We start from the raw sequence: 18738 nt of genomic DNA, 5'->3' as shown, positions 1-18738 counted from the left end.
AAGAAGGAGAGAACGCATGTTGCCGTCACTCGACGATCAAGCGCTCGCCCAACTGTTCTTGGAAGCGCGCACCCACAACGCCTGGGAAGACCGCGAAGTCAGCGAAGAAACGCTACGGCGTCTTTACGATCTGGTGAAGATGGGCCCGACCTCGGCCAATTGCTGCCCGGCGCGCTTCGTGTTCGTCAGAACCACCGCGGGTAAGGACAAGCTACTGCCGTGCGTGTCTGCCGGCAATGCGGACAAGACCGCTACCGCACCCTGCACCGTGATTGTCGCCTACGACCAGCGTTTCTACGATCAACTGCCGACGCTGTTTCCGCATACCGATGCGCGTAGCTGGTTCACCGGCAGTGAGGCGTTCGCCGAGCAGACCGCTTTGCGCAATAGCTCACTGCAGGCGGGATATCTGATCCTGGCGGCGCGGGCCGTGGGGCTGGATACCGGACCGATGTCCGGTTTTGATGCCAACGCCATCGATGAGGCGTTCTTTGCCGGTACGACCTGGCGCGTCAACCTGTTGATCAATCTGGGCTATGGCGAGGCTTCGAGCGTCAAGCCGCGTCTGCCGCGACTCGATTTCGACGACGCCTGTCAGCTCGCGTAGAAGCCGTCGTCGCGTGCCTGCCTCCCGTCACTCGCGCCGGCGCGTTCACTCGGGAGAGCGGGGGCGCGGCAACAGTCCATTCAGTACGATGCGCTGGATGTTGTCGACCGTCGCCTCGAAAAACTCGGGGTCCAACAGCGTCTGGCCGGAAATCGCTTCGATCTGCGTTGCGAAGTCGGCGTAGTGCTGGGTTGTCCCCCAGAGCAGATAGATCAAATGGTGCGGGTCGACGGGGGAGAGCTGGCCCCGCTCGATCCAGGCCTCGATGACCTGCGACTTCTCTTCGACCAGCTGTCGTAGCTCTCCTTCCAGCACAGCTTTCAGCAGCGGTGCACCCTGGATCATCTCAAGGCAGAACAGGCGAGACGCTTGGACATGGTCCCGCGCCAGCGCAACCTTGATGCAGATGTAGTTGGCAATCGCTTCGTGCGCGGCCTGATCGGCATTGAAGGCGCGCATCGGCTCGAGCCAACTGTCGAGTATTTGCTGCAGCACCTCGACATAGAGCGCTTCTTTGGACACGAAATAGTAGAGCAGGTTGGTCTTGGAGACGCCGGCCTGTTCGGCGATCGCGTCCAGGCTCGCGCCACGCAGACCGAACTGAGAAAACAGTGAGAGGGCGGCATCGCGAATGCGCTGTTTGCGGGCTTCGCTGGTGGCGCGGCGGCCGGGGGGCGGGTTGGGTGTCTGGCTCATGAGCGTTGGTACATCTCTTCCTGCGTATCCCGTCAATGGCTCGGCATGTGCCGCCGATCGTGACGGTGCCGGGCGCGAGTGAAGGCACTCTAGCATGGTGCTCTCGATAGCGCGCCTTCGACCTTCGCGCCGAGACTCTCACGTCCCAGCGCTTCCTCCCCAACCGGTCGATGCACTGTCCATGCGCGAAAAGCGTGTCGGGTGCGTCATTTTGGCGCGGGCGCGGAATGGCAATTGGACCATTTGGTCCTGTCGCTGATCGTCCATGCCCGGCAAACCCTTGAAAACGAGAATGTTGCGCGGACCTGGCACGGCGGTTGTTACAGGTTGGATGGGCCGACGCCGATGACTCGGCGCTCGACAATCCGTATCGACCAGGAGGTGTTCCATGCAACTGGGCGTTTTCATCCCCATTGGCAACAACGGCTGGCTGATCTCCGAGAACGCGCCGCAGTACATGCCGACCTTTGAACTCAACAAGGCGGTGACGCAGAAGGCCGAGCACTACGGTTTCGAATTTGCGTTGTCGATGATCAAGCTGCGTGGTTTCGGTGGCAAGACCGATTTCTGGGAGCACGCGCTCGAGTCGTTCACGCTCATGGCGGGGCTTGCCGCCGTGACGTCGAAGATCAATCTCTATGCGACGGCCGCGACGCTGGTGATGCCGCCGGCGATCGTCGCGCGCATGGCCTCCACTATCGATTCCATTGCGCCTGGGCGTTTCGGCATCAATCTGGTGACCGGCTGGCAGAAGCCGGAATATAGCCAGATGGGGCTGTGGCCGGGCGACGAGTACTTTGCCAAGCGCTACGCCTATCTCGACGAGTACACCACGGTGATGCGCGAGTTGCTCGAGCAGGGCCACAGTGATTTCAAGGGCGACTTCTTCGAAATGGACGACTGTCGCTTGAGCCCGCGGCCGCCGGAAGGCGTGAAGATCGTCTGCGCGGGACAGTCCAATGCCGGCATGGCGTTCACCGCCAAGCATGCCGACTACAGCTTCTGTTTCGGCAAGGGGCTGAACACCCCCACGGCCTTTGCCGAGACCGCTGAGCGCCTGTGCCAGGCCGGGCAGGAGACCGGGCGCGAGATTGCCTGCTACGTGCTGTTCATGGTGATCGCCGACGAAACCGACGAGGCCGCCATGGCGCGTTGGGAGCACTACAAGGCGGGCGCGGATCAGGAAGCGCTGGACTGGATGGCGGACCAGGGCAGCCAGGACAAGAGCTCCGGCAAGGATACCAATGTTCGCCACATGACCGATCCTACGTCGGCGGTCAATTTCAACATGGGGACGTTGGTCGGCTCCTACGAGAGTGTGGCGGCGATGCTCGACGAGATCGATACCGTCGAAGGTATCGGCGGCGTGATGCTGACCTTCGACGACTTTCTTGTCGGGCTGGATACCTTTGGGGAGAAGGTGCAGCCATTGATGAAGACGCGTGTCGAGGTGGCGTCTCGCCCGGCGCCAGCGGAGGTGGTGTCATGAGCGACTTGCGCACCACGCCGGTCGTGCGCCGGGGCGTGTCGAAGGTCAGCGACGAGATCTGTCTGGCGGGGCGACCTGAAGCGATTGCGATGCCGCGCTCGGAGACCGCGTTGATCGTTGTCGACATGCAGAACGCCTATGCTTCGAAGGGCGGCTATCTCGATCTGGCAGGTTTCGACGTCGAGGCCACGGAGCCGGTGATCGAACGCATCGCGCAGGCAATCGCCGTTGCCCGTTCCGCCGGCATTCAGGTGATCTTCTTCCAGAACGGCTGGGACGCCGAATATATCGAAGCTGGCGGTCACGGGTCTCCCAACTGGCACAAGTCAAACGCGCTCAAGACGATGCGCCTACGCCCGGAACTGCAGGGTCAGCTTCTGGCTCGCGGTACCTGGGACTATGCGCTGGTCGAGACACTCAAGCCTCAGGCGGGTGATATCGTTTTGCCCAAACCCCGTTACAGCGGGTTCTTCAACACACCGCTGGACAGCATCCTGCGCGCCCGCGGTATCCATCACCTGCTGTTTACCGGTATCGCCACCAACGTCTGCGTGGAATCCACCCTGCGGGATGGTTTCTTCCTCGAGTACTTCGGCACCGTTCTCGAGGATGCAACGTATCAGGCGGGGCCGCCGTCGGCGCAGGCCGGTGCCATTTTCAATATCGAAACCTTCTTCGGCTGGGTTTCCAGCGTCGCGGCGTTCCAGTCCGCCTGCCGCGAAGCGACCACGAACCGCGTCGAGCCGGCTTGAGTGTGCCGGTATGAGCACCTGCTCGCCACATAAAGACAAGACACGCGAACGCATCCCAGACAATACAGACAACATAAACAACACCATCGAGGACAACATCATGCCCAAGACTTCCGTCATTCCCGCCGGTTCCGGCGCACCGCTGGCACCTTTCGTTCCTGGCACGCAGGCCGATAACGTGCTTTACGTCTCCGGTACGCTGCCTTTCGACCAGGAGAACAACGTGGTCCATGTCGGCGATGCTGGCGCCCAGACGCGCCATGTGCTCACGCTGATTCAGAGCGTGGTCGAGACGGCAGGCGGCAGCCTGTCCGATGTCACCTTTAACTCGATCTTTCTGCGCGATTGGGAAGACTACGCCGCCATCAATGCGGTCTACGCCGAGTTCTTTCCGGGCGACAAACCGGCCCGCTACTGCATTCAGTGCGGCCTGGTAAAGCCTGAGGCGCTGATCGAGATCGCTTCTATTGCGCATCTGCCGCATTGACTCGGCCGTTTTCGGAGACGCCCTGATATGCACTACGAAATACTGGGACGAACCGAGTCCGAGGCGCCGACGATGCTTCTTTCCGCCGGGCTCGGCGGTGCCGGGCGCTTCTGGGGGCCGCAGCTCGCCGCGCTGGAGCAGACGCATCGCATCATCCTCTATGACCATCTTGGCACTGGCGGTAGCCCGGCAATGCTGCCCGACGACTACACGATCGATGACATGGCTGGGGAAGCTCTGGCGCTGCTCGATCAGTTGGAGATCGAGCACGTCGATTTCATGGGCCATGCACTGGGTGGCCTGGTCGGCCTGCAGATGGCCTTGCTGGCGCCTGCGCGGATCGGTCGCCTCGTGGTCGTGAACGCCTGGAGCCGAGTCGATGTGCAGAGCGAGCGCTGCTTCCGAGTGCGTCTGGCGTTGCTCGAGGACAGTGGCGTACAGCCTTATCTTCACGCGCAGCCCCTGTTTCTCTATCCGGCTGACTGGCTGTCCGAGCATCACGACCGATTGCTAGAGGAAGAAGCGCAAGCGCTGGTGCACTTTCCGGGTAAGGCGAATGTGACAGCCAGAATCGCCGCGTTGCGCGCGTTCGATATCGATACGCGGCTGGCGGAGATCGCTTCCCCGACGCTGGTTGTCGCCGCCCGCGATGACCTGCTGGTGCCTTACACCCGGAGTGAGAGGCTGGCAGCGGGGTTGCCGCATGCGCGGCTGGCCCTGTTCGACTACGGCGGACACGGCCTGACGGTGACCGTCCCCGAAGCCTTCAATGCGGCGGTCGCCGGATTCCTGGCCACTGAAACTCGTTGAATCACGGCGCCGGTAGGCCGCCTGGCGTGCCGCCGGCTCGAGGAGAGATCCATCATGATGATGTCAATGGCAGTTCCTGAGGAAACACTAGAGACTCGCGAGGCAGTCTCCTCGGCGGCGTTTCGCGACGCCATGTCCAGGCTTGCGGCGGCGGTCAATGTCGTCACGACGGATGGACCCGGAGGGCGCGCCGGCTTCACCGCTTCGGCAGTCTGTAGCGTGACCGACGCGCCGCCGACGCTGCTGGTGTGTATCAACCGAGGGTCCTCAGCCTATTCGGCGTTTGCCGACAATCCGGCGCTCTGCGTCAACGTGCTGGGTGCCGACCATCGCGATGTCTCCAATACCTTCGGTGGCAAGACGCCGATGGCGGCGCGTTTTGCGCGAGCCGACTGGACCACGCGAGAGACCGGCGTGCCGGTGCTCGAGGATGCGCTGGCGCACTTCGAGTGTCGCATCAGCCAACGCGTGACGGTCGGCACGCACGACGTACTGTTTGGCGAGATCGTGTCGATGACTACCTGTGACGAACGCGAGTGCCTGCTCTATTTCGACAGGCAGTATCACCAGTTGCCGCCGGTCGCTTCCCTCGCCTGAGCGGTCACCATTCACAATATCGGGATTGGGAGACCAACAATGACAACCTCCGTTTCTCGCATGATCGAGCGCGACGGCAAAGTCGAACTCAGCCTCGGCGATGACGTACGCGACAGCGCCTGCTTTAACCACGATATCGCGCCGACCGAGGCACGCGAGCGAACCTGGACGAAATGGAACGTCGCCGCACTCTGGGTGGGGCTGTCGATCTGTGTGCCGACCTATACCCTCGGCGGCGTGCTGACGGCCTATTTCGGCTTGAGTGTCGGCGAGGCGCTGATCGCTATCCTGCTGGCCAACGTGATTCTGCTGATCCCGCTGACGTTGAATGCCTTTCCCGGTACGCGCTTCGGCATTCCTTTTCCGGTCGTGCTGCGCGCATCGTTCGGGATCCGCGGTTCCAACGTACCTTGTCTGATCCGTGCGCTTGTCGGGTGTGGCTGGTTCGGTATTCAGACGATGTTCGGCGGTCTGGCGATCCATCTGCTGTTGTCGGCGATCGTGCCGCCCTGGCAGACCTTGGGTGGGCTGGGACAGGTGATCGGCTTCTTCCTCTTTGCCGCGATGAACCTTTACGTCGTCATTCGGGGCGCGGAGTCGATCAAGTGGCTCGAGACGCTCTCCGCTCCGCTATTGCTGCTTGTGGCGCTGGGCCTGATGGTATGGGCGCTGCCCCATGTTTCTCTGAGCGAGTTGATGGCGCGGGCTCCTTCACGTCCGGCCGATGACTCGGTGATCCCCTATTTCCTGTCTGGTCTGACGGCGATGGTGGGGTTCTGGGCCACGCTCTCCCTCAATATTCCGGACTTCAGCCGTTTTGCGCGTAGCCAGAAGGATCAGATTGTCGGCCAGATCATAGGGCTGCCGCTGACGATGTTCTTCTTTGCCGCGCTGGGCGTGGTGATGACCGCGGCATCGGCCTCGCTGGTCGGGGAGACGGTGGCTGATCCGGTCAGTCTGATCGGCCACATCGACAGCCCCGGCTGGGTGGCAGTAGCGATGGTCCTGATTGTGATCGCGACGATCTCCACCAACACCGCCGGCAATATCGTCTCGCCGACCAACGATTTTCAGAATATCGCCCCGAAGCTGATCAATCGTACCGGTGGCGTACTGCTGACAGGGCTCGTCGGCACGCTGCTGATGGGCTACGACCTGCTGCAGAAAGCGGGCGTCATCGTGTCGGATGTCACCATGGAGAGCCTCTATTCGAACTGGCTGCTGGGCTACTCGAGCCTGCTTGGGCCGATTGCCGGGATCATGGCGGTCGATTACTTCCTGATCAAGCGACAGCGCCTGGACGTGATCAGTCTGTATCGGGAGGGTGGTCGGTATCCTGCCATCAACGTGGCCGGCTTCATCGCTTTCGGTGTGCCGGTCGTGTTGACTCTCATCGCCCTGACAACGGGTATCGGCCGTTGGTTCTACGACTACGGCTGGTTCACGGGCTCTCTGCTGGGAGCCGCGGTCTATTACCTGGCATGTCGATTCGTCGTGACGCGGGAGGCCAACGCCGACCTGCCCGTCGTCGAACGGGTCGGTGCGTCCTGAGCATGGAGCGTCGTGAGCACGGCGCGAGTGCGGCTGGAGACCCCGAGGGGCGGGCAGGGGGCTGTGTCGATATCCGTTGGCACACCCGCATAAAAAAAGGCCACCCGTGCGGGTGGCCATCAACGCTGGACACACCCCTTTAGCGAAACTGCCCGGCCAGGCCGGCGCGCCTGCAAGTCGGGGATAAATCGGCGCGATTGATTGCGCGCAATCTTAGAGAGACCGCGCGGGGTCGTCAATTTCGTTGGCTTGCCATGCGTCATGCTAGACTGTCGCGCCGTTGCCGACCGGTGGCGTGATCGCCCTGGCGATCGACGACGCTCGGCGCTTCGGCAGCGACGACTTCAGATTCAACGCGGGAGAGGCAAACGTCATGTTCACCGGCATCGTGCAGGATATCGGCACCGTCGTGGCCATCGAGGAGCGCGAGCAGCTCAATACGCATGTCGTTGCCATGTCGCCGGCCATGCGCGAAGGGCTGGCGCTGGGCGCATCGGTTGCCCATAACGGCTGCTGTCTGACCGTGACGGCAATCGAGGGTGAGCACGTCAGCTTCGACCTGATGCGCGAGACCCTGCGCCTGACCAATCTCGGGGCCCTGAAGCCTGGCGGACGCGTCAACCTCGAGCGAGCGGCGCGTTTCGGCGACGAGATTGGCGGTCATGCCATGTCCGGTCATGTCATGGGCATGGCGACATTGACGGAAATCGACGAAGCGCCGAACAATCGCCGGTTATGGTTCGAGCTACCTTCGCAGCTGGAGCGCTTCGTGTTCGACAAGGGCTATATTGGAGTCGATGGCATCAGTCTGACCATCGGTGCGGTCGAGGGTGCGCGATTCTGCGTCAATCTCATTCCGGAGACGCTGGCCAGAACGACTCTAGGTGATCGGATGCCGGGAGACCGGGTCAATATCGAGATCGATCCCCAGACCCAGGCTATCGTCCAGACCGTGGAACGTGTACTGGCTGCACGCCAGTGAACCGCCGACGGGTCGCGTGTCGCTGTCGGCTTGGGTAACATACGGACCTTTGCGCCATGATGACACCTGACGGCGCGTCCCCTCGGGCCAATGGAGTTTTCTCGATGAGCAGTATCTACGGCGATTATATTAAGTCGGTCATCCGCACCGTGCCCGACTGGCCACAGGCGGGCGTCAACTTCCGCGACATCACCCCGCTGCTGCAGAATAGAGCGGCGTTTCGTAAGCTCGTCGACAGCTTCGTGCACCGTTATCAGGAGCTGGAAGTGGATGCGATTGCGGCGATCGATGCCCGCGGTTTCATCGTCGGCGCTCCGCTTGCCTACGAGTTGGGCTGCAGCTTCGTGCCGGTACGTAAGAAGGGCAAGCTGCCGTTCAAGACGATCAGCGAGACCTACTCTCTGGAGTATGGGCAGTCCACGGTCGAGCTGCACTCAGATGCGTTCCGCGAGCACGACCGAATCGTGCTGATCGATGATCTGATCGCCACCGGTGGCACCATGCTAGCCGCAGCCTCCCTCATCACGCGCAGCGGCGGTCATATCGTCGAGCTGGCCTCGATCCTCGATCTGCCCGAACTGGGCGGGTCGGAAAAGATCCGGGATGCCGGTTACAGTGTCTTTTCCGTCTGCAGTTTCAACGAAGACGAGTGAGGCTAGCGCTGTCGTCATCGGCCGGTGACGACGATTTCCAACCGGGTGGACACGCCATGACTGCCGATCGCTATCATCAACATTTCACGGTCTCCTGGGATCAGCTTCATCGGGACGTGCGCGCCCTCTGTCATCAGCTTGTCGAGCGCGATTTTGCCGGTATCGTCGCGATCACTCGCGGCGGCCTGATCCCCGCAGCGCTGATCGCTCGCGAGCTCAATGTGCGACTGATCGATACGGTCTGCATCAAGAGCTATGAGCATCAGGACCAGGGTGGGCTCGACGTGATGAAGGGCGTCGACCACGATGGCGACGGCTGGTTGCTGGTCGACGATCTTGTCGACACCGGCAAGACAGCACGCGCCGTGCGCGAGATGCTGCCGAAGGCGCATTTCGTGACGGTCTACGCGAAACCGGAAGGGCGCCCGCTGGTGGACCAGTACCTGACCGAAGTGGCGCAGGATTGCTGGATCCAGTTTCCCTGGGATCTCGGGCATGCCTATGTCGAACCGCTGGTCGACCAGGTGCGCCCGCCCAAGTCGTGAATGTCCGCAGGGCCGATTTTCCACGTAAAGCCACGCTATTTCTACGCAAAGCAACACTATTTCCACGCAAAGCTACGCTATGACGGAGCGACCGAGCATGCCGCAGTCGCCGTTGCCGGAGAGCTGGAACCGCCATCTAGGCGGTGAGTTCGACGCCGACTACATGCGCCACCTGCGCGCATTTCTGGCCGCCGAGAAGGCGGCACATAAGGTCATCTATCCCCACTCATCGAACTGGTTTCGCGCCTTTGATCTGACGCCGCTGGAGCAGGTTCGGGTGGTGATTCTGGGTCAGGACCCGTACCACGGGCCGAACCAGGCTCACGGTCTCTGCTTCTCGGTACGTCCTGGCGTACCGGCGCCGCCGTCACTGAAAAATCTCTACAAGGAGCTGGCGACGGACGTCGGCACCACGCCGGTCAACCATGGCTTCCTCGAGAGCTGGGCGCAGCAGGGGGTCATGCTGCTCAACAGCGTGTTGACCGTCGAGCAGGGCAACGCCGGCTCCCACCGCAATCGCGGTTGGGAGACGTTTACCGACCGGGCGATTCAGGTCATCAACGAACAGTGCGAAGGGGTTGTCTTTCTGCTCTGGGGCAGCTATGCCCAGAAGAAGGCAAGTTTCGTCGATCGCCAGCGTCATCTGGTGCTGCACGCGCCGCATCCGTCTCCGCTCTCCGCGCATCGTGGTTTCTTCGGCAAGCGTCATTTTTCGCAGGCCAACGCGTTCCTGAGCGGGCGTGGCCGAGGCGCCATCGAATGGCAATTGCCCGCTAGCGTCGCCTGAAACCGGCCTCCTCGCGTATAATGGCGCTGTTACGTTTCTCATTTTTACGAAGGCGCCGACCATGAGTGTTCACCACATCGCCCATCCCCTGGTCAAACACAAGCTGGGACTGATGCGTGCAGCCGATATCAGCACCAAGAGCTTTCGCGAGCTGGCCTGTGAGGTCGCCAAGCTCCTGACCTATGAGGCGACGCAGAACCTGGAACTCGAGCCGGCGACGCTGGAAGGCTGGAACGGCTCGCCGATCGAGATCGAGCAGATCAAGGGCAAGAAGGTGACGATTGTCCCGATCCTGCGTGCCGGGCTCGGCATGCTGGATGGCGTGACCGACCTCATCCCCAGCGCTCGCATCAGCGTGGTCGGTCTGTATCGCAATGAAGAGACGCTGGAGCCGGTACCCTATTTCGAGAAGTTCGTCAGCGCGCTCGATGAGCGCCTGGCGATTGTCATCGATCCGATGCTCGCCACGGGCGGTTCGATGGTCGCTACGCTGGATATGCTCAAGCAGCGTGGCTGCCAGCAGATCAAGGTGATCGTGCTGGTCGCCGCGCCGGAAGGCATCGCGCGAGTGCAGCAGGCGCACCCCGATGTCGAGATCTACACCTCGGCGGTGGATGAGCGGCTCGACGACAGTGGTTACATCGTGCCCGGGCTTGGCGATGCCGGCGACAAGATTTTCGGTACGCGTTGAACCCCGTGACAGCAGTGACAGGGGTGCTGCTGGCTGGCGGTCGAGGTCAGCGCATGGGGGGAATCGATAAGGGCTGGGCCCTTTGGCAAGGTGAGCCGCTCGTCGTACATGCGCTGGGCCGCCTGCGCTCGCAGGTTCATCACGTGGTCATCAGCGCCAACCGGCATCACGCGCGCTATGCGGCGCTGGGCCACGCCGTGGTGGCGGATACCTTGCCCGACTTCGCGGGGCCGCTCTCGGGCGTCCTGGCCGGCATGGGAGAGGCGCAAGATGACTGGCTATTCGTGATGCCGGTCGATATGCCAGCTGTCCCATTCGACACGCTTGCTCGCCTGCAGGGCGCCATGGGTTCTGGCGACATTGTCAGTGTCCATGATGGCGCGCATCGCCAGCCGCTGGTCGCGCTGATACGGCGTTCCCTGCGCGAGGATCTTGCCCAGTGGCTCGCCGACGGCGGCCGCCGACCGATCGACTGGTACGCGCGCCATGACTGGCATGAGCTCGACATGAGTGACTGCCGAGCGGGATTCCATAATCTGAATACGCTCGAGTCACTGAAGCGGCCGGTCGAGCGCGCGCCGGAGAGCGACGGCCGCGGCCAGGAGCCTTCCGACCATGCATGATGCGCATGATCTCCCGACCGGCGGCATTCCGATTCTGGGTATCGTGGCCTGGAGCGGTACCGGGAAAACGACGCTGATCGAGGCACTACTCCCCAGGCTGCGCGCGCGGGGCTGGCCGACGGCGGTGATCAAGCACGCGCATCACGCTTTCGATATCGACACGCCGGGCAAGGATAGCCATCGTCTGCGGCAGGCGGGGGCGGCTCCCATGGTTGTGGCGTCGGGTCAGCGCTACGCGCTGATGATGGAAACGCCGGGGGCCGATGAGCCGGATCTGCCGGCGCTGGTGGCCCAAGTGGCGGCACTCGGGCCGGCCCTGATTCTGGTCGAGGGCTTCAAGACATGGCCATTGCCGAAGCTGGAGCTGGTAAGGGAGCCGCTCGGGCAACCGCCGCTGGCGCGACATGACCCTTGGGTGCATGGCCTGGCCATCAAACCGGGCCTGACCTCTGAATTCGAAGCGGTGTCCGAAGCCGTCGTGCGCCTGGATATCGACGATGTCGACGCCATTGTCGAATGGATGATCGCCTGGGCTGCCGAGGGTAGGGGGGCATGACCTGAACGACGATCGGGTAGGCCGTCAGCTTCGCTATCGTCTGGCATGACAGACATCCGTCGAGCATCCACACTGGTAATGAGAAACTTCCGCTTACTCAGCAATGAGGCGAATACAGCATGACGCTAACGCATCTCAATGCGCGCGGCGAGGCCCACATGGTTGACGTGGCCGATAAGCAGGAAACGCGCCGCGAGGCGCGCGCCTGCGGAATGATCCGCATGGCGCCCGAAACGTTGGCACTACTGGCGGAAGGCGGCCTGCCCAAGGGTGATGTGCTGGCCACGGCCAGAATCGCCGGCATTCAGGCCGCCAAGCGCACCCACGAACTGATTCCTCTGTGTCACGCGCTGGCGCTCTCCAAGGTCACGGTAGAATTCACGCTGGATGTCGTTCAAAGCTGCGTGCACGTCGAGGCCAACTGCCGCCTCAATGGTCGTACCGGGGTGGAAATGGAGGCGTTGACGGCGGTTTCCGTGGCCTGCCTGACCCTCTACGACATGTGTAAGGCTGTCGACAAGGCGATGACGATCGAGGCGGTACGGCTCGAGGAGAAGCGCGGCGGGCGCTCCGGCGATTGGTCCCGCGAGGCCGTTGCCGCGCCCGCAGTGGCCCCGGCCAGTACGCCGCTGGACCCGGTCACGCGGCAGCCGGCCTCGCCGGTTGTCACCGTACGCTTTCTGGCAGAGCTACGGGAGCGGCTGGGGCGGGAGCAGCACGACCTGCCCTGGGCGCGGATTGAACAGGCCGATATCGCCGGCATCAAGCGAGCGCTGATCGCCGAAGATGAGGTCTTCTCCCTGTTGGCAGAGCGGCGGGTGCTTGCCGCCTGCAATCAGGTAATGGTCGACGACGGGACGCGCGTGAGAGCGGGAGATGAAGTCGCGTTCTTTCCTCCCGTCACGGGCGGATGAGCGGGGGGCGCGACATGATGATCGACGTTCGCGTGCAGCAGGCCGGTTTCGATGTCGGCCACGAGCAGCAGCGGTTGCTGTCGGGGAGAACGGATATCGGTGCCGTGGTCAGCTTTACCGGGCTGGTGCGTGACTTCAATGAGCGCCCCGACGTCCGGGCGCTGACACTCGAGCACTTTCCGGGCATGACCGAGCGTGCGTTGACTGATATTGCCGAGGAGGCATGCCAGCGCTGGGGCCTGGACGCCGTCACCGTCGTCCATCGTGTCGGCGAGCTGCAACCGGGCGACCCGATCGTATTGGTCGTGGTGGGAAGTGCCCATCGCCGTGCGGCATTCGAAGCGTGCGATTTCGTGATGGACATTCTCAAGACACGGGCGCCTTTCTGGAAAAAGGAGCACACATCGAGCGGCGATTACTGGGTGTCCGAGCGGCAGAGCGATCGCCTGGATGCCAGCCGATGGGAGTCATGAATGAATGCGTTGATCGATAAATTCTCGCGACAGGTTCGCTATGTGCGAATTTCGGTGACAGATCGCTGCGATTTTCGCTGCGTCTATTGCATGAGCGAGGATATGACCTTTCTGCCGCGAGCCCAGGTGCTCACGCTGGAAGAGTTACATCAAATTGCCCGGGCTTTTACCGAGCTCGGGGTCGAGAAAATTCGTTTGACCGGCGGTGAACCGCTGGTGCGCCAAGGGATCGGCAAGCTGGTCAATGATATCGGCCAGCTGCCCGGGCTCAAGGATTTTGCCATGACCACCAATGGCGCCGGCTTGCGCAAGCATGCCGACAGCCTTTACCAGGGTGGCATGTCGCGTCTGAATATCAGTCTCGATTCGCTTGATCGGGATCGCTTTCGTCGCCTCACCCGTACCGGTGACCTGGATAAGGTGATCGACGGTATCCATGCCGCGCAGGATGCCGGCTTCGAGCGTATCAAACTGAACGCAGTGATCCTCAAGGGGCGTAACGAGGACGAAATCGTCGATCTCGTTGAGTTTGCGCGTCGTGAGCGCGTCGACATTAGTTTTATCGAGGAGATGCCGCTGGGCGATGTTTCCGACCACTCTCGGGGGGAAACCTTTTACTCGAGCGACGATGTGCAAGCGGCGATCGAATCGCGGTTTCCCCTGATGCCGTCGCCGGAATCCACGCTGGGTCCCTCGCGCTATTTTCGCATGTCGGACAGCGACAGTCGGGTCGGCTTCATCTCGCCGCACAGCCATAACTTCTGCAGTACCTGCAATCGCGTCCGGGTCACGGTCGAAGGGCGCCTGCTTCTCTGTCTTGGTAACGAGCATTCGGTCGATCTGCGCGAAACGCTGCGCCGTTATCCCGGTGAGCTGGAACCTTTGAAGGCGCAGATTATCGCTGCCATGGATCTGAAGCCCGAGCGTCACCATTTCACGACGGATGGTGATGTTCAGGTGGTCCGCTTCATGAATATGACCGGCGGTTGAGCCGACGTTTTGCAACGGCTTTGCATACCGTGAATAGAGAAAAGGCACGTCTTCCGGGCGTGCCTTTTTCAATTTAATTCCTTGCCAAAAAAAGCTGCGAGCATATACTTTCAGCAAAACATGCGGTGTCACGCCGTTATGAGTACCTAGCAAGGAGAGGACGATGTCCACCGATTCATTGGAGCGCATCGCTCGCAATAAGAATGTCGCCCGTGCCGCCGCACGACAACTCAGCATGGAACAGCTTCACAAACTGTCTGAGGTCATCGGCGAAGTGATCGAGCAGAAACAGCAGGAAGACCACCAGCGGCAGCAGGATGAAGCGGATAAGCAGAAGAAGCTCGCCGAGATTCGCGAAGCGATGAATAGCGCCGGGCTCTCCATGGATGATCTGGTCGGCGAGCAGCCACGGAAACGCCGTGGTCGTCCGCCGAAGAATGCCAATAAAGCCTGACGCTTTTGGCAAGGCCTCACGTTTCGGTAAGACTCTACGCTTTCGCGAGATCTGGAGTGCGGTGCGACACGCACCGATAGCAGTACGGCGATTGCCGTGTCCATGCACTCGGTTTCAAGCGAGCTGTTGCGTCGGATTAGCAGCCGTTTCAAGAAAGGCGCACGTGAATTGTCACGTGCGCCTTTGCTTTTTGGGGCTATCCAGCGAGTTGAAACCCCGCCAGTCGTTTTCAAGGGGAAGACGTGGAGCGGACTTCGTATTCGGGTTGCGGGTCCGCCGGCATCAATTGCAGATGCAGTTCCGGCAAGTCAGGCAGTCGCTCGCTCAGCCAATCCTGCAGCGGGCGAAATAGCTGTTGCCGGAGCTGCAGCACCGTGTCCGCCGGGATGCGGTCGATGCGAGTGTCCAGCCAGTCGGCGAGCGCCTCTTCGTCCAGCGGCAGCGCGCTGTCGCAATCCCACAGCAGGCGACCAATTCGCGTCCAGCCGGCTTCCATCGGCAGCACTGTCACGGCAATCGAGAGCGAACGCTGATGGCTGGCCGCCGAACGGCGAGTGTCGCCGTTAGCCGGCGGGCGATCACGAGAGGCGATCAGTTGCGGTCGGGGATGGTGCTGGTCGGTCACGTCGAGGGTATCGTGCCTGAGCGTCACGACGTTGCCGTTGCGTGCCAGAACCGGGACGGCGATGCCCAGTGACGTTGCCAGCGCCCGATGCGCTTCCTGGTGCGCGAGTTCCCCATGGACCGGCAGCAGCATCTTTGGCTTGAGCCAGGTGTAGAGCAGGCGCAGCTCCTCGCGCGCGGGATGACCGGAAGCGTGCAGAGCGGGGTCGCTGTGCTCATCGTGTACGCGCACGTCGAGTCGTTTGAACCCGGCCTTGAGGCGTTCGATCGGACGCTCGTTACCCGGAATGGCGCGCGCGGAGAAAATGATGTCATCGCCCGGTTGCAGGTCGATCGCCGCATGACGTCCTTGCGCCATCCGCGACAGGGCCGAGCGAGGCTCTCCCTGGCTGCCGGTGGCGATGATCAGGACTTCCTCTGGCGGCAGATAGCCCAGATCATGGGTGGGAACGCGTGCCGGGAAGTCGTCCAGATAGCCCAGTCGTGCCGCGATGGCGGCCATGCGCTCCATCGAGCGCCCCAGCAGGGCGACGCGACGTCCACTGCGCTCGGCGATACTGCCAAGGGCGCGGATGCGCGCGATATTGCTGGCGAAGCAGCTGACTACCACACGTCCGCTGCACTCGCGGATCACGGCCTCCAGGGCTGCCGAGGCTTCGGCCTCGCTTCGGGAATGTCCCTCGACGTCGGCATTCGTCGAGTCGGCAACGACCAGGTCCACTGGTGCCAACGACTGAAAGAGCGCGGGTTGCATTGGTTCGCCGGTCAGAGGGTTGGCATCGATTTTCCAGTCCCCCGTGTGCAGAACGCGGGCGCCCGGGGTGACAATCGACAGGGCGCAGCTTTCCGGAATCGAGTGGGTCACGGGAAGAAAGGTGACCCGGAAGGGGCCGCACGCCACATCGGCACCCGGGCGGACAGTCTTCAAGGCGTCGGTCCTGAGCCCCTGTTCGAGGAACTTGGCGCGCAGCATTTCCACGACCAGAGGCGTGGCATAGACCGGGCATTGCCAGCGCGGCCAGATCCAGGCGAGCGCACCGATATGGTCCTCGTGGCCGTGGGTGATGAAAACGGCGTCCGGTATCATGCCGTGGGCTGCAAGGTGCTCGACGTCGGGAATCTGCAGCGGCTGGTCTGGCAGATCCTGTCGAATCATCATGCCGCAGTCGACGGCAATCCAGTGATCGTCATAGCCGTAGAGCGAGAGATTCATGCCGATCTCCCCGCAGCCGCCCAGTGGGTGAAACTGCAGGGGAGGGTAGGTGCGAGGGCGTATCTGCGCGCGCGGAGGAAACATCGGCATCCTTGGATGGGGAAATCTGGACTCACTATAAGTCATGCCTCTCGGCAGGCTCAAACCAGCGAATCGCGCGCCGTTAGTCTCGCTGTGCCTTTGGGGTACAATGCTCGCCTTGTTGATCCATTTCGCTATCGTTGGCCGATCACGCGGTGTCTGCGTCTAGACGCTGTTATGACTGTGCCCGCCACGATGGCACCCTGAGTGCTCGAGAGTTATGCCTTACCATTATCGTCTCATCGTCTCCTGCCCTGATCGTGTGGGCATCGTTTCTCGCGTTTCCAGTTTTATTGCCGGCCAGAACGGCTCGATCATCGAGGCGAATCAACACTCGGATCTGGATGCCGGACGCTTTTTCATGCGTTACGACATTCAGTCGAACGAGCTGAGCGCGGATGCCTTCCGCGACGCCTTCGCGCCGATTGCCGAAGAGTTCTCGATGAACTGGCGTCTGAGTCAGTCCGAGCGGCGTCAGCGGGTGGTGATCATGGTGTCGCGAGAGTCCCACTGCCTGGTCGACCTGCTCTATCGCTGGTCGGCGGGAGAGCTCGACTGCGATATCCCCTGCGTTATCTCCAACCATGAGGATCTGCGTGAGTTGGTGGCCTGGTATGGCATCGATTTCCATCACGTGCCGGTCGATCCCACCGACAAGGCGCCCGCGTTTGCCGAAGTGGAGCGTCTGATCGAGCACGCCGAGGCGGATAGCGTGGTGTTGGCGCGTTACATGCAGATCCTACCGCCGGCGCTCTGCCAGCGCTTTAGCGGGCGGGTAATCAACATTCATCACAGCTTTCTACCGTCGTTCGCTGGGGCCAAACCGTATCATCAGGCGTTCGAGCGTGGCGTGAAATTGATCGGTGCGACCTGTCACTATGTGACCGAGGAGCTCGATGCAGGGCCGATCATCGAGCAGGACATTCAGCGCGTGTCCCACTGTCATGCGCCGAGAGATCTCGTACGTCTCGGCCGCGACGTGGAGAAAGCGGTGTTGGCCCGGGGCCTGCGCTGGCACCTGCAGGACCGTGTGCTGATCCACGGCAACAAGACGGTCGTCTTTTCGTAACGTTGTCGGCGGGGCGTTCAGTCGCCTGATTCGGGCCATGCCTCGAACAGCGTCAACTGGCGCTGTTCGTCGGCCGACAGTAGTCGCACGCCGACGCCGAGCAGTCGCACGGGGCGTCCGCCGCGCTGCCAGGCGCTCTCCATCAGGGCCTGGAAACGCGCATGGACGACCCCGCGGGCGCCGGTTTCCTGCGTCGTGCTGGTAAAGTCGTCGAAGCGGACTTTCACGAACTGCTTGGCGATGCCCGGGTGGCCATGGCGCGTGATGCGATCATCGAGTTTCTCGATCAGCTCGCCGAGCGCCTGCTGGCAGGCGGCCAGGTTGGGCAGATCGCGTTCGTAGGTATTCTCGACGCTGATCGACTTGCGCTCTCGCGTCACGTTGACCGGCCGCTCGTCGATACCGTGCGCCAGTTCGTGGAGGCGCCGGCCAAACTTGCCGAACTGGTCGAAGAGCTTATCCAACGGCTGCTGGCGCAGGTCGGCACAGGTCTCGATGCCAAGAGCGCTGAGCTTGGTCGCCGTCGCGGGGCCGACGCCGTGGAGTTTGGCGACTGGCAGATCGGTGATGAACGACTCGGTTTCCGCCGGCGCAATGACGTAGAGCCCATCCGGCTTGTCCCAGTCGCTGGCGATCTTGGCCAGAAACTTGTTGGGCGCGACGCCCACCGAGACGACGATGCCGGTGTGGGCGGCTATTTCCTGCTTGAGCCACTGCGCCATCCAAGTGGCGCTGCCCTGGAATCGCGAGACCTCGCTAACATCGAGATAGGCCTCGTCGAGCGACAGCGGCTCGACCAGCGGGGTCAGTTGGTGAAAGATCGCCTGGATCTGCTGGGAGACCTGGCGGTACTTGGGGAAATCGGGCGACAGAACCTTGAGATGCGGGCAGAGTCGAAGGGCACGAGCCATGGGCATGGCGGAATGGATGCCGAATTGCCGGGCGGGGTAGTTGCAGGTGGCGACCACGCCCCGCCGCTCGGGGCGGCCGCCGATCGCCAGCGGTACGTCCTTGAGCGACGGGTCGTCACGCATTTCGACCGCCGCATAGAAGCAGTCGCAATCGGCGTGGAGAATCTTGCGCACGGCGTGCCG

22 protein-coding genes are annotated in these 18738 nt (G+C 62.1%); 19 read left to right on the top strand and 3 right to left on the bottom strand.

Features of this window, described 5'->3' with window-relative positions:
• Positions 1–16 precede the first annotated feature (16 nt).
• Positions 17–607 (top strand): malonic semialdehyde reductase, encoded by a 591-nt coding sequence (locus MC381_RS13525; protein WP_251978273.1) that lies wholly within the window; start codon positions 17–19, stop codon positions 605–607.
• A gap of 45 nt (positions 608–652) precedes the next feature.
• On the opposite strand, the gene rutR is transcribed toward MC381_RS13525, so the two are convergent.
• Complete coding sequence (gene rutR / locus MC381_RS13520; RefSeq protein ID WP_251978272.1) at positions 653–1303, bottom strand: HTH-type transcriptional regulator RutR; 651 nt, start codon at positions 1301–1303, stop codon at positions 653–655.
• A gap of 388 nt (positions 1304–1691) precedes the next feature.
• Here rutR and rutA point away from each other — a divergent pair, with 388 nt between their 5' ends.
• From rutA to MC381_RS13435, 17 genes are all read left to right on the top strand, one after another.
• Complete coding sequence (gene rutA / locus MC381_RS13515) at positions 1692–2792, top strand: pyrimidine utilization protein A (protein WP_251978271.1); 1101 nt, start codon at positions 1692–1694, stop codon at positions 2790–2792.
• Positions 2789–3544 (top strand): pyrimidine utilization protein B, encoded by a 756-nt coding sequence (gene rutB / locus MC381_RS13510; RefSeq protein WP_264297440.1) that lies wholly within the window; start codon positions 2789–2791, stop codon positions 3542–3544. Before rutA ends, rutB begins: the two co-directional genes overlap by 4 nt.
• 100 nt (positions 3545–3644) lie before the next feature.
• Positions 3645–4031 carry a pyrimidine utilization protein C gene (rutC, locus tag MC381_RS13505; protein ID WP_251978270.1) on the top strand — a complete coding sequence of 129 codons (387 nt, stop codon included), beginning with the start codon at positions 3645–3647 and terminating at the stop codon, positions 4029–4031.
• Positions 4032–4058: 27 nt separating this feature from the next.
• Positions 4059–4841 carry a pyrimidine utilization protein D gene (gene rutD / locus MC381_RS13500; RefSeq protein WP_251978269.1) on the top strand — a complete coding sequence of 261 codons (783 nt, stop codon included), beginning with the start codon at positions 4059–4061 and terminating at the stop codon, positions 4839–4841.
• A 54-nt stretch (positions 4842–4895) separates the two neighbouring features.
• Positions 4896–5438 (top strand): flavin reductase, encoded by a 543-nt coding sequence (locus tag MC381_RS13495; protein ID WP_251978268.1) that lies wholly within the window; start codon positions 4896–4898, stop codon positions 5436–5438.
• A gap of 39 nt (positions 5439–5477) precedes the next feature.
• Positions 5478–6989, top strand: coding sequence for an NCS1 family nucleobase:cation symporter-1 (locus tag MC381_RS13490; protein WP_251978267.1), 1512 nt, complete (start codon positions 5478–5480; stop codon positions 6987–6989).
• Between the two features lie 373 nt (positions 6990–7362).
• Positions 7363–7971 carry a riboflavin synthase subunit alpha gene (locus tag MC381_RS13485; RefSeq protein ID WP_251978266.1) on the top strand — a complete coding sequence of 203 codons (609 nt, stop codon included), beginning with the start codon at positions 7363–7365 and terminating at the stop codon, positions 7969–7971.
• Positions 7972–8075: 104 nt separating this feature from the next.
• Positions 8076–8624, top strand: coding sequence for an adenine phosphoribosyltransferase (locus MC381_RS13480; protein WP_251978265.1), 549 nt, complete (start codon positions 8076–8078; stop codon positions 8622–8624).
• Between the two features lie 56 nt (positions 8625–8680).
• Entirely contained in the window at positions 8681–9169 is a 489-nt protein-coding gene (gpt, locus tag MC381_RS13475) for a xanthine phosphoribosyltransferase (RefSeq protein ID WP_251978264.1), read from the top strand.
• Between the two features lie 97 nt (positions 9170–9266).
• Positions 9267–9956 (top strand): uracil-DNA glycosylase, encoded by a 690-nt coding sequence (gene ung / locus MC381_RS13470; RefSeq protein WP_251978263.1) that lies wholly within the window; start codon positions 9267–9269, stop codon positions 9954–9956.
• 61 nt (positions 9957–10017) lie between these two features.
• On the top strand, positions 10018–10647 hold the full coding sequence (upp, locus tag MC381_RS13465; protein WP_251978262.1) for a uracil phosphoribosyltransferase: 630 nt from the start codon (positions 10018–10020) through the stop codon (positions 10645–10647).
• A gap of 5 nt (positions 10648–10652) precedes the next feature.
• Positions 10653–11270, top strand: a complete 618-nt coding sequence (gene mobA / locus MC381_RS13460; protein ID WP_251978261.1) for a molybdenum cofactor guanylyltransferase MobA — start codon at positions 10653–10655, stop codon at positions 11268–11270.
• Positions 11263–11826 (top strand): molybdopterin-guanine dinucleotide biosynthesis protein B, encoded by a 564-nt coding sequence (gene mobB, locus MC381_RS13455; RefSeq protein ID WP_251978260.1) that lies wholly within the window; start codon positions 11263–11265, stop codon positions 11824–11826. Before mobA ends, mobB begins: the two co-directional genes overlap by 8 nt.
• 119 nt (positions 11827–11945) lie before the next feature.
• The gene (moaC, locus tag MC381_RS13450; RefSeq protein ID WP_251978259.1) at positions 11946–12740 is read left to right on the top strand and encodes a cyclic pyranopterin monophosphate synthase MoaC; all 795 of its coding nucleotides are present in this window, start codon (positions 11946–11948) and stop codon (positions 12738–12740) included.
• A 14-nt stretch (positions 12741–12754) separates the two neighbouring features.
• Entirely contained in the window at positions 12755–13213 is a 459-nt protein-coding gene (moaE, locus tag MC381_RS13445) for a molybdopterin synthase catalytic subunit MoaE (RefSeq protein WP_374708176.1), read from the top strand.
• The gene (gene moaA / locus MC381_RS13440; protein WP_251978258.1) at positions 13214–14203 is read left to right on the top strand and encodes a GTP 3',8-cyclase MoaA; all 990 of its coding nucleotides are present in this window, start codon (positions 13214–13216) and stop codon (positions 14201–14203) included. It abuts the gene before it with no gap.
• Between the two features lie 163 nt (positions 14204–14366).
• Positions 14367–14657 carry an H-NS family histone-like protein gene (locus tag MC381_RS13435; RefSeq protein ID WP_251978257.1) on the top strand — a complete coding sequence of 97 codons (291 nt, stop codon included), beginning with the start codon at positions 14367–14369 and terminating at the stop codon, positions 14655–14657.
• A 229-nt stretch (positions 14658–14886) separates the two neighbouring features.
• On the opposite strand, the gene MC381_RS13430 is transcribed toward MC381_RS13435, so the two are convergent.
• On the bottom strand, positions 14887–16494 hold the full coding sequence (locus MC381_RS13430) for a ribonuclease J (RefSeq protein ID WP_251978256.1): 1608 nt from the start codon (positions 16492–16494) through the stop codon (positions 14887–14889).
• Positions 16495–16795: 301 nt separating this feature from the next.
• Here MC381_RS13430 and purU point away from each other — a divergent pair, with 301 nt between their 5' ends.
• Positions 16796–17644 (top strand): formyltetrahydrofolate deformylase, encoded by an 849-nt coding sequence (purU, locus tag MC381_RS13425; protein ID WP_251978255.1) that lies wholly within the window; start codon positions 16796–16798, stop codon positions 17642–17644.
• A 17-nt stretch (positions 17645–17661) separates the two neighbouring features.
• Here the strand turns inward: purU and dinB are convergent, their stop codons facing one another.
• The gene (gene dinB, locus MC381_RS13420; protein ID WP_251978254.1) at positions 17662–18729 is read right to left on the bottom strand and encodes a DNA polymerase IV; all 1068 of its coding nucleotides are present in this window, start codon (positions 18727–18729) and stop codon (positions 17662–17664) included.
• Positions 18730–18738 lie beyond the last annotated feature (9 nt).

The sequence above is a fragment of the Salinicola avicenniae genome (assembly GCF_023736115.1).
Lineage (GTDB): Bacteria > Pseudomonadota > Gammaproteobacteria > Pseudomonadales > Halomonadaceae > Salinicola > Salinicola avicenniae.
This window is presented reverse-complemented; position numbering and strand designations above follow the sequence as displayed.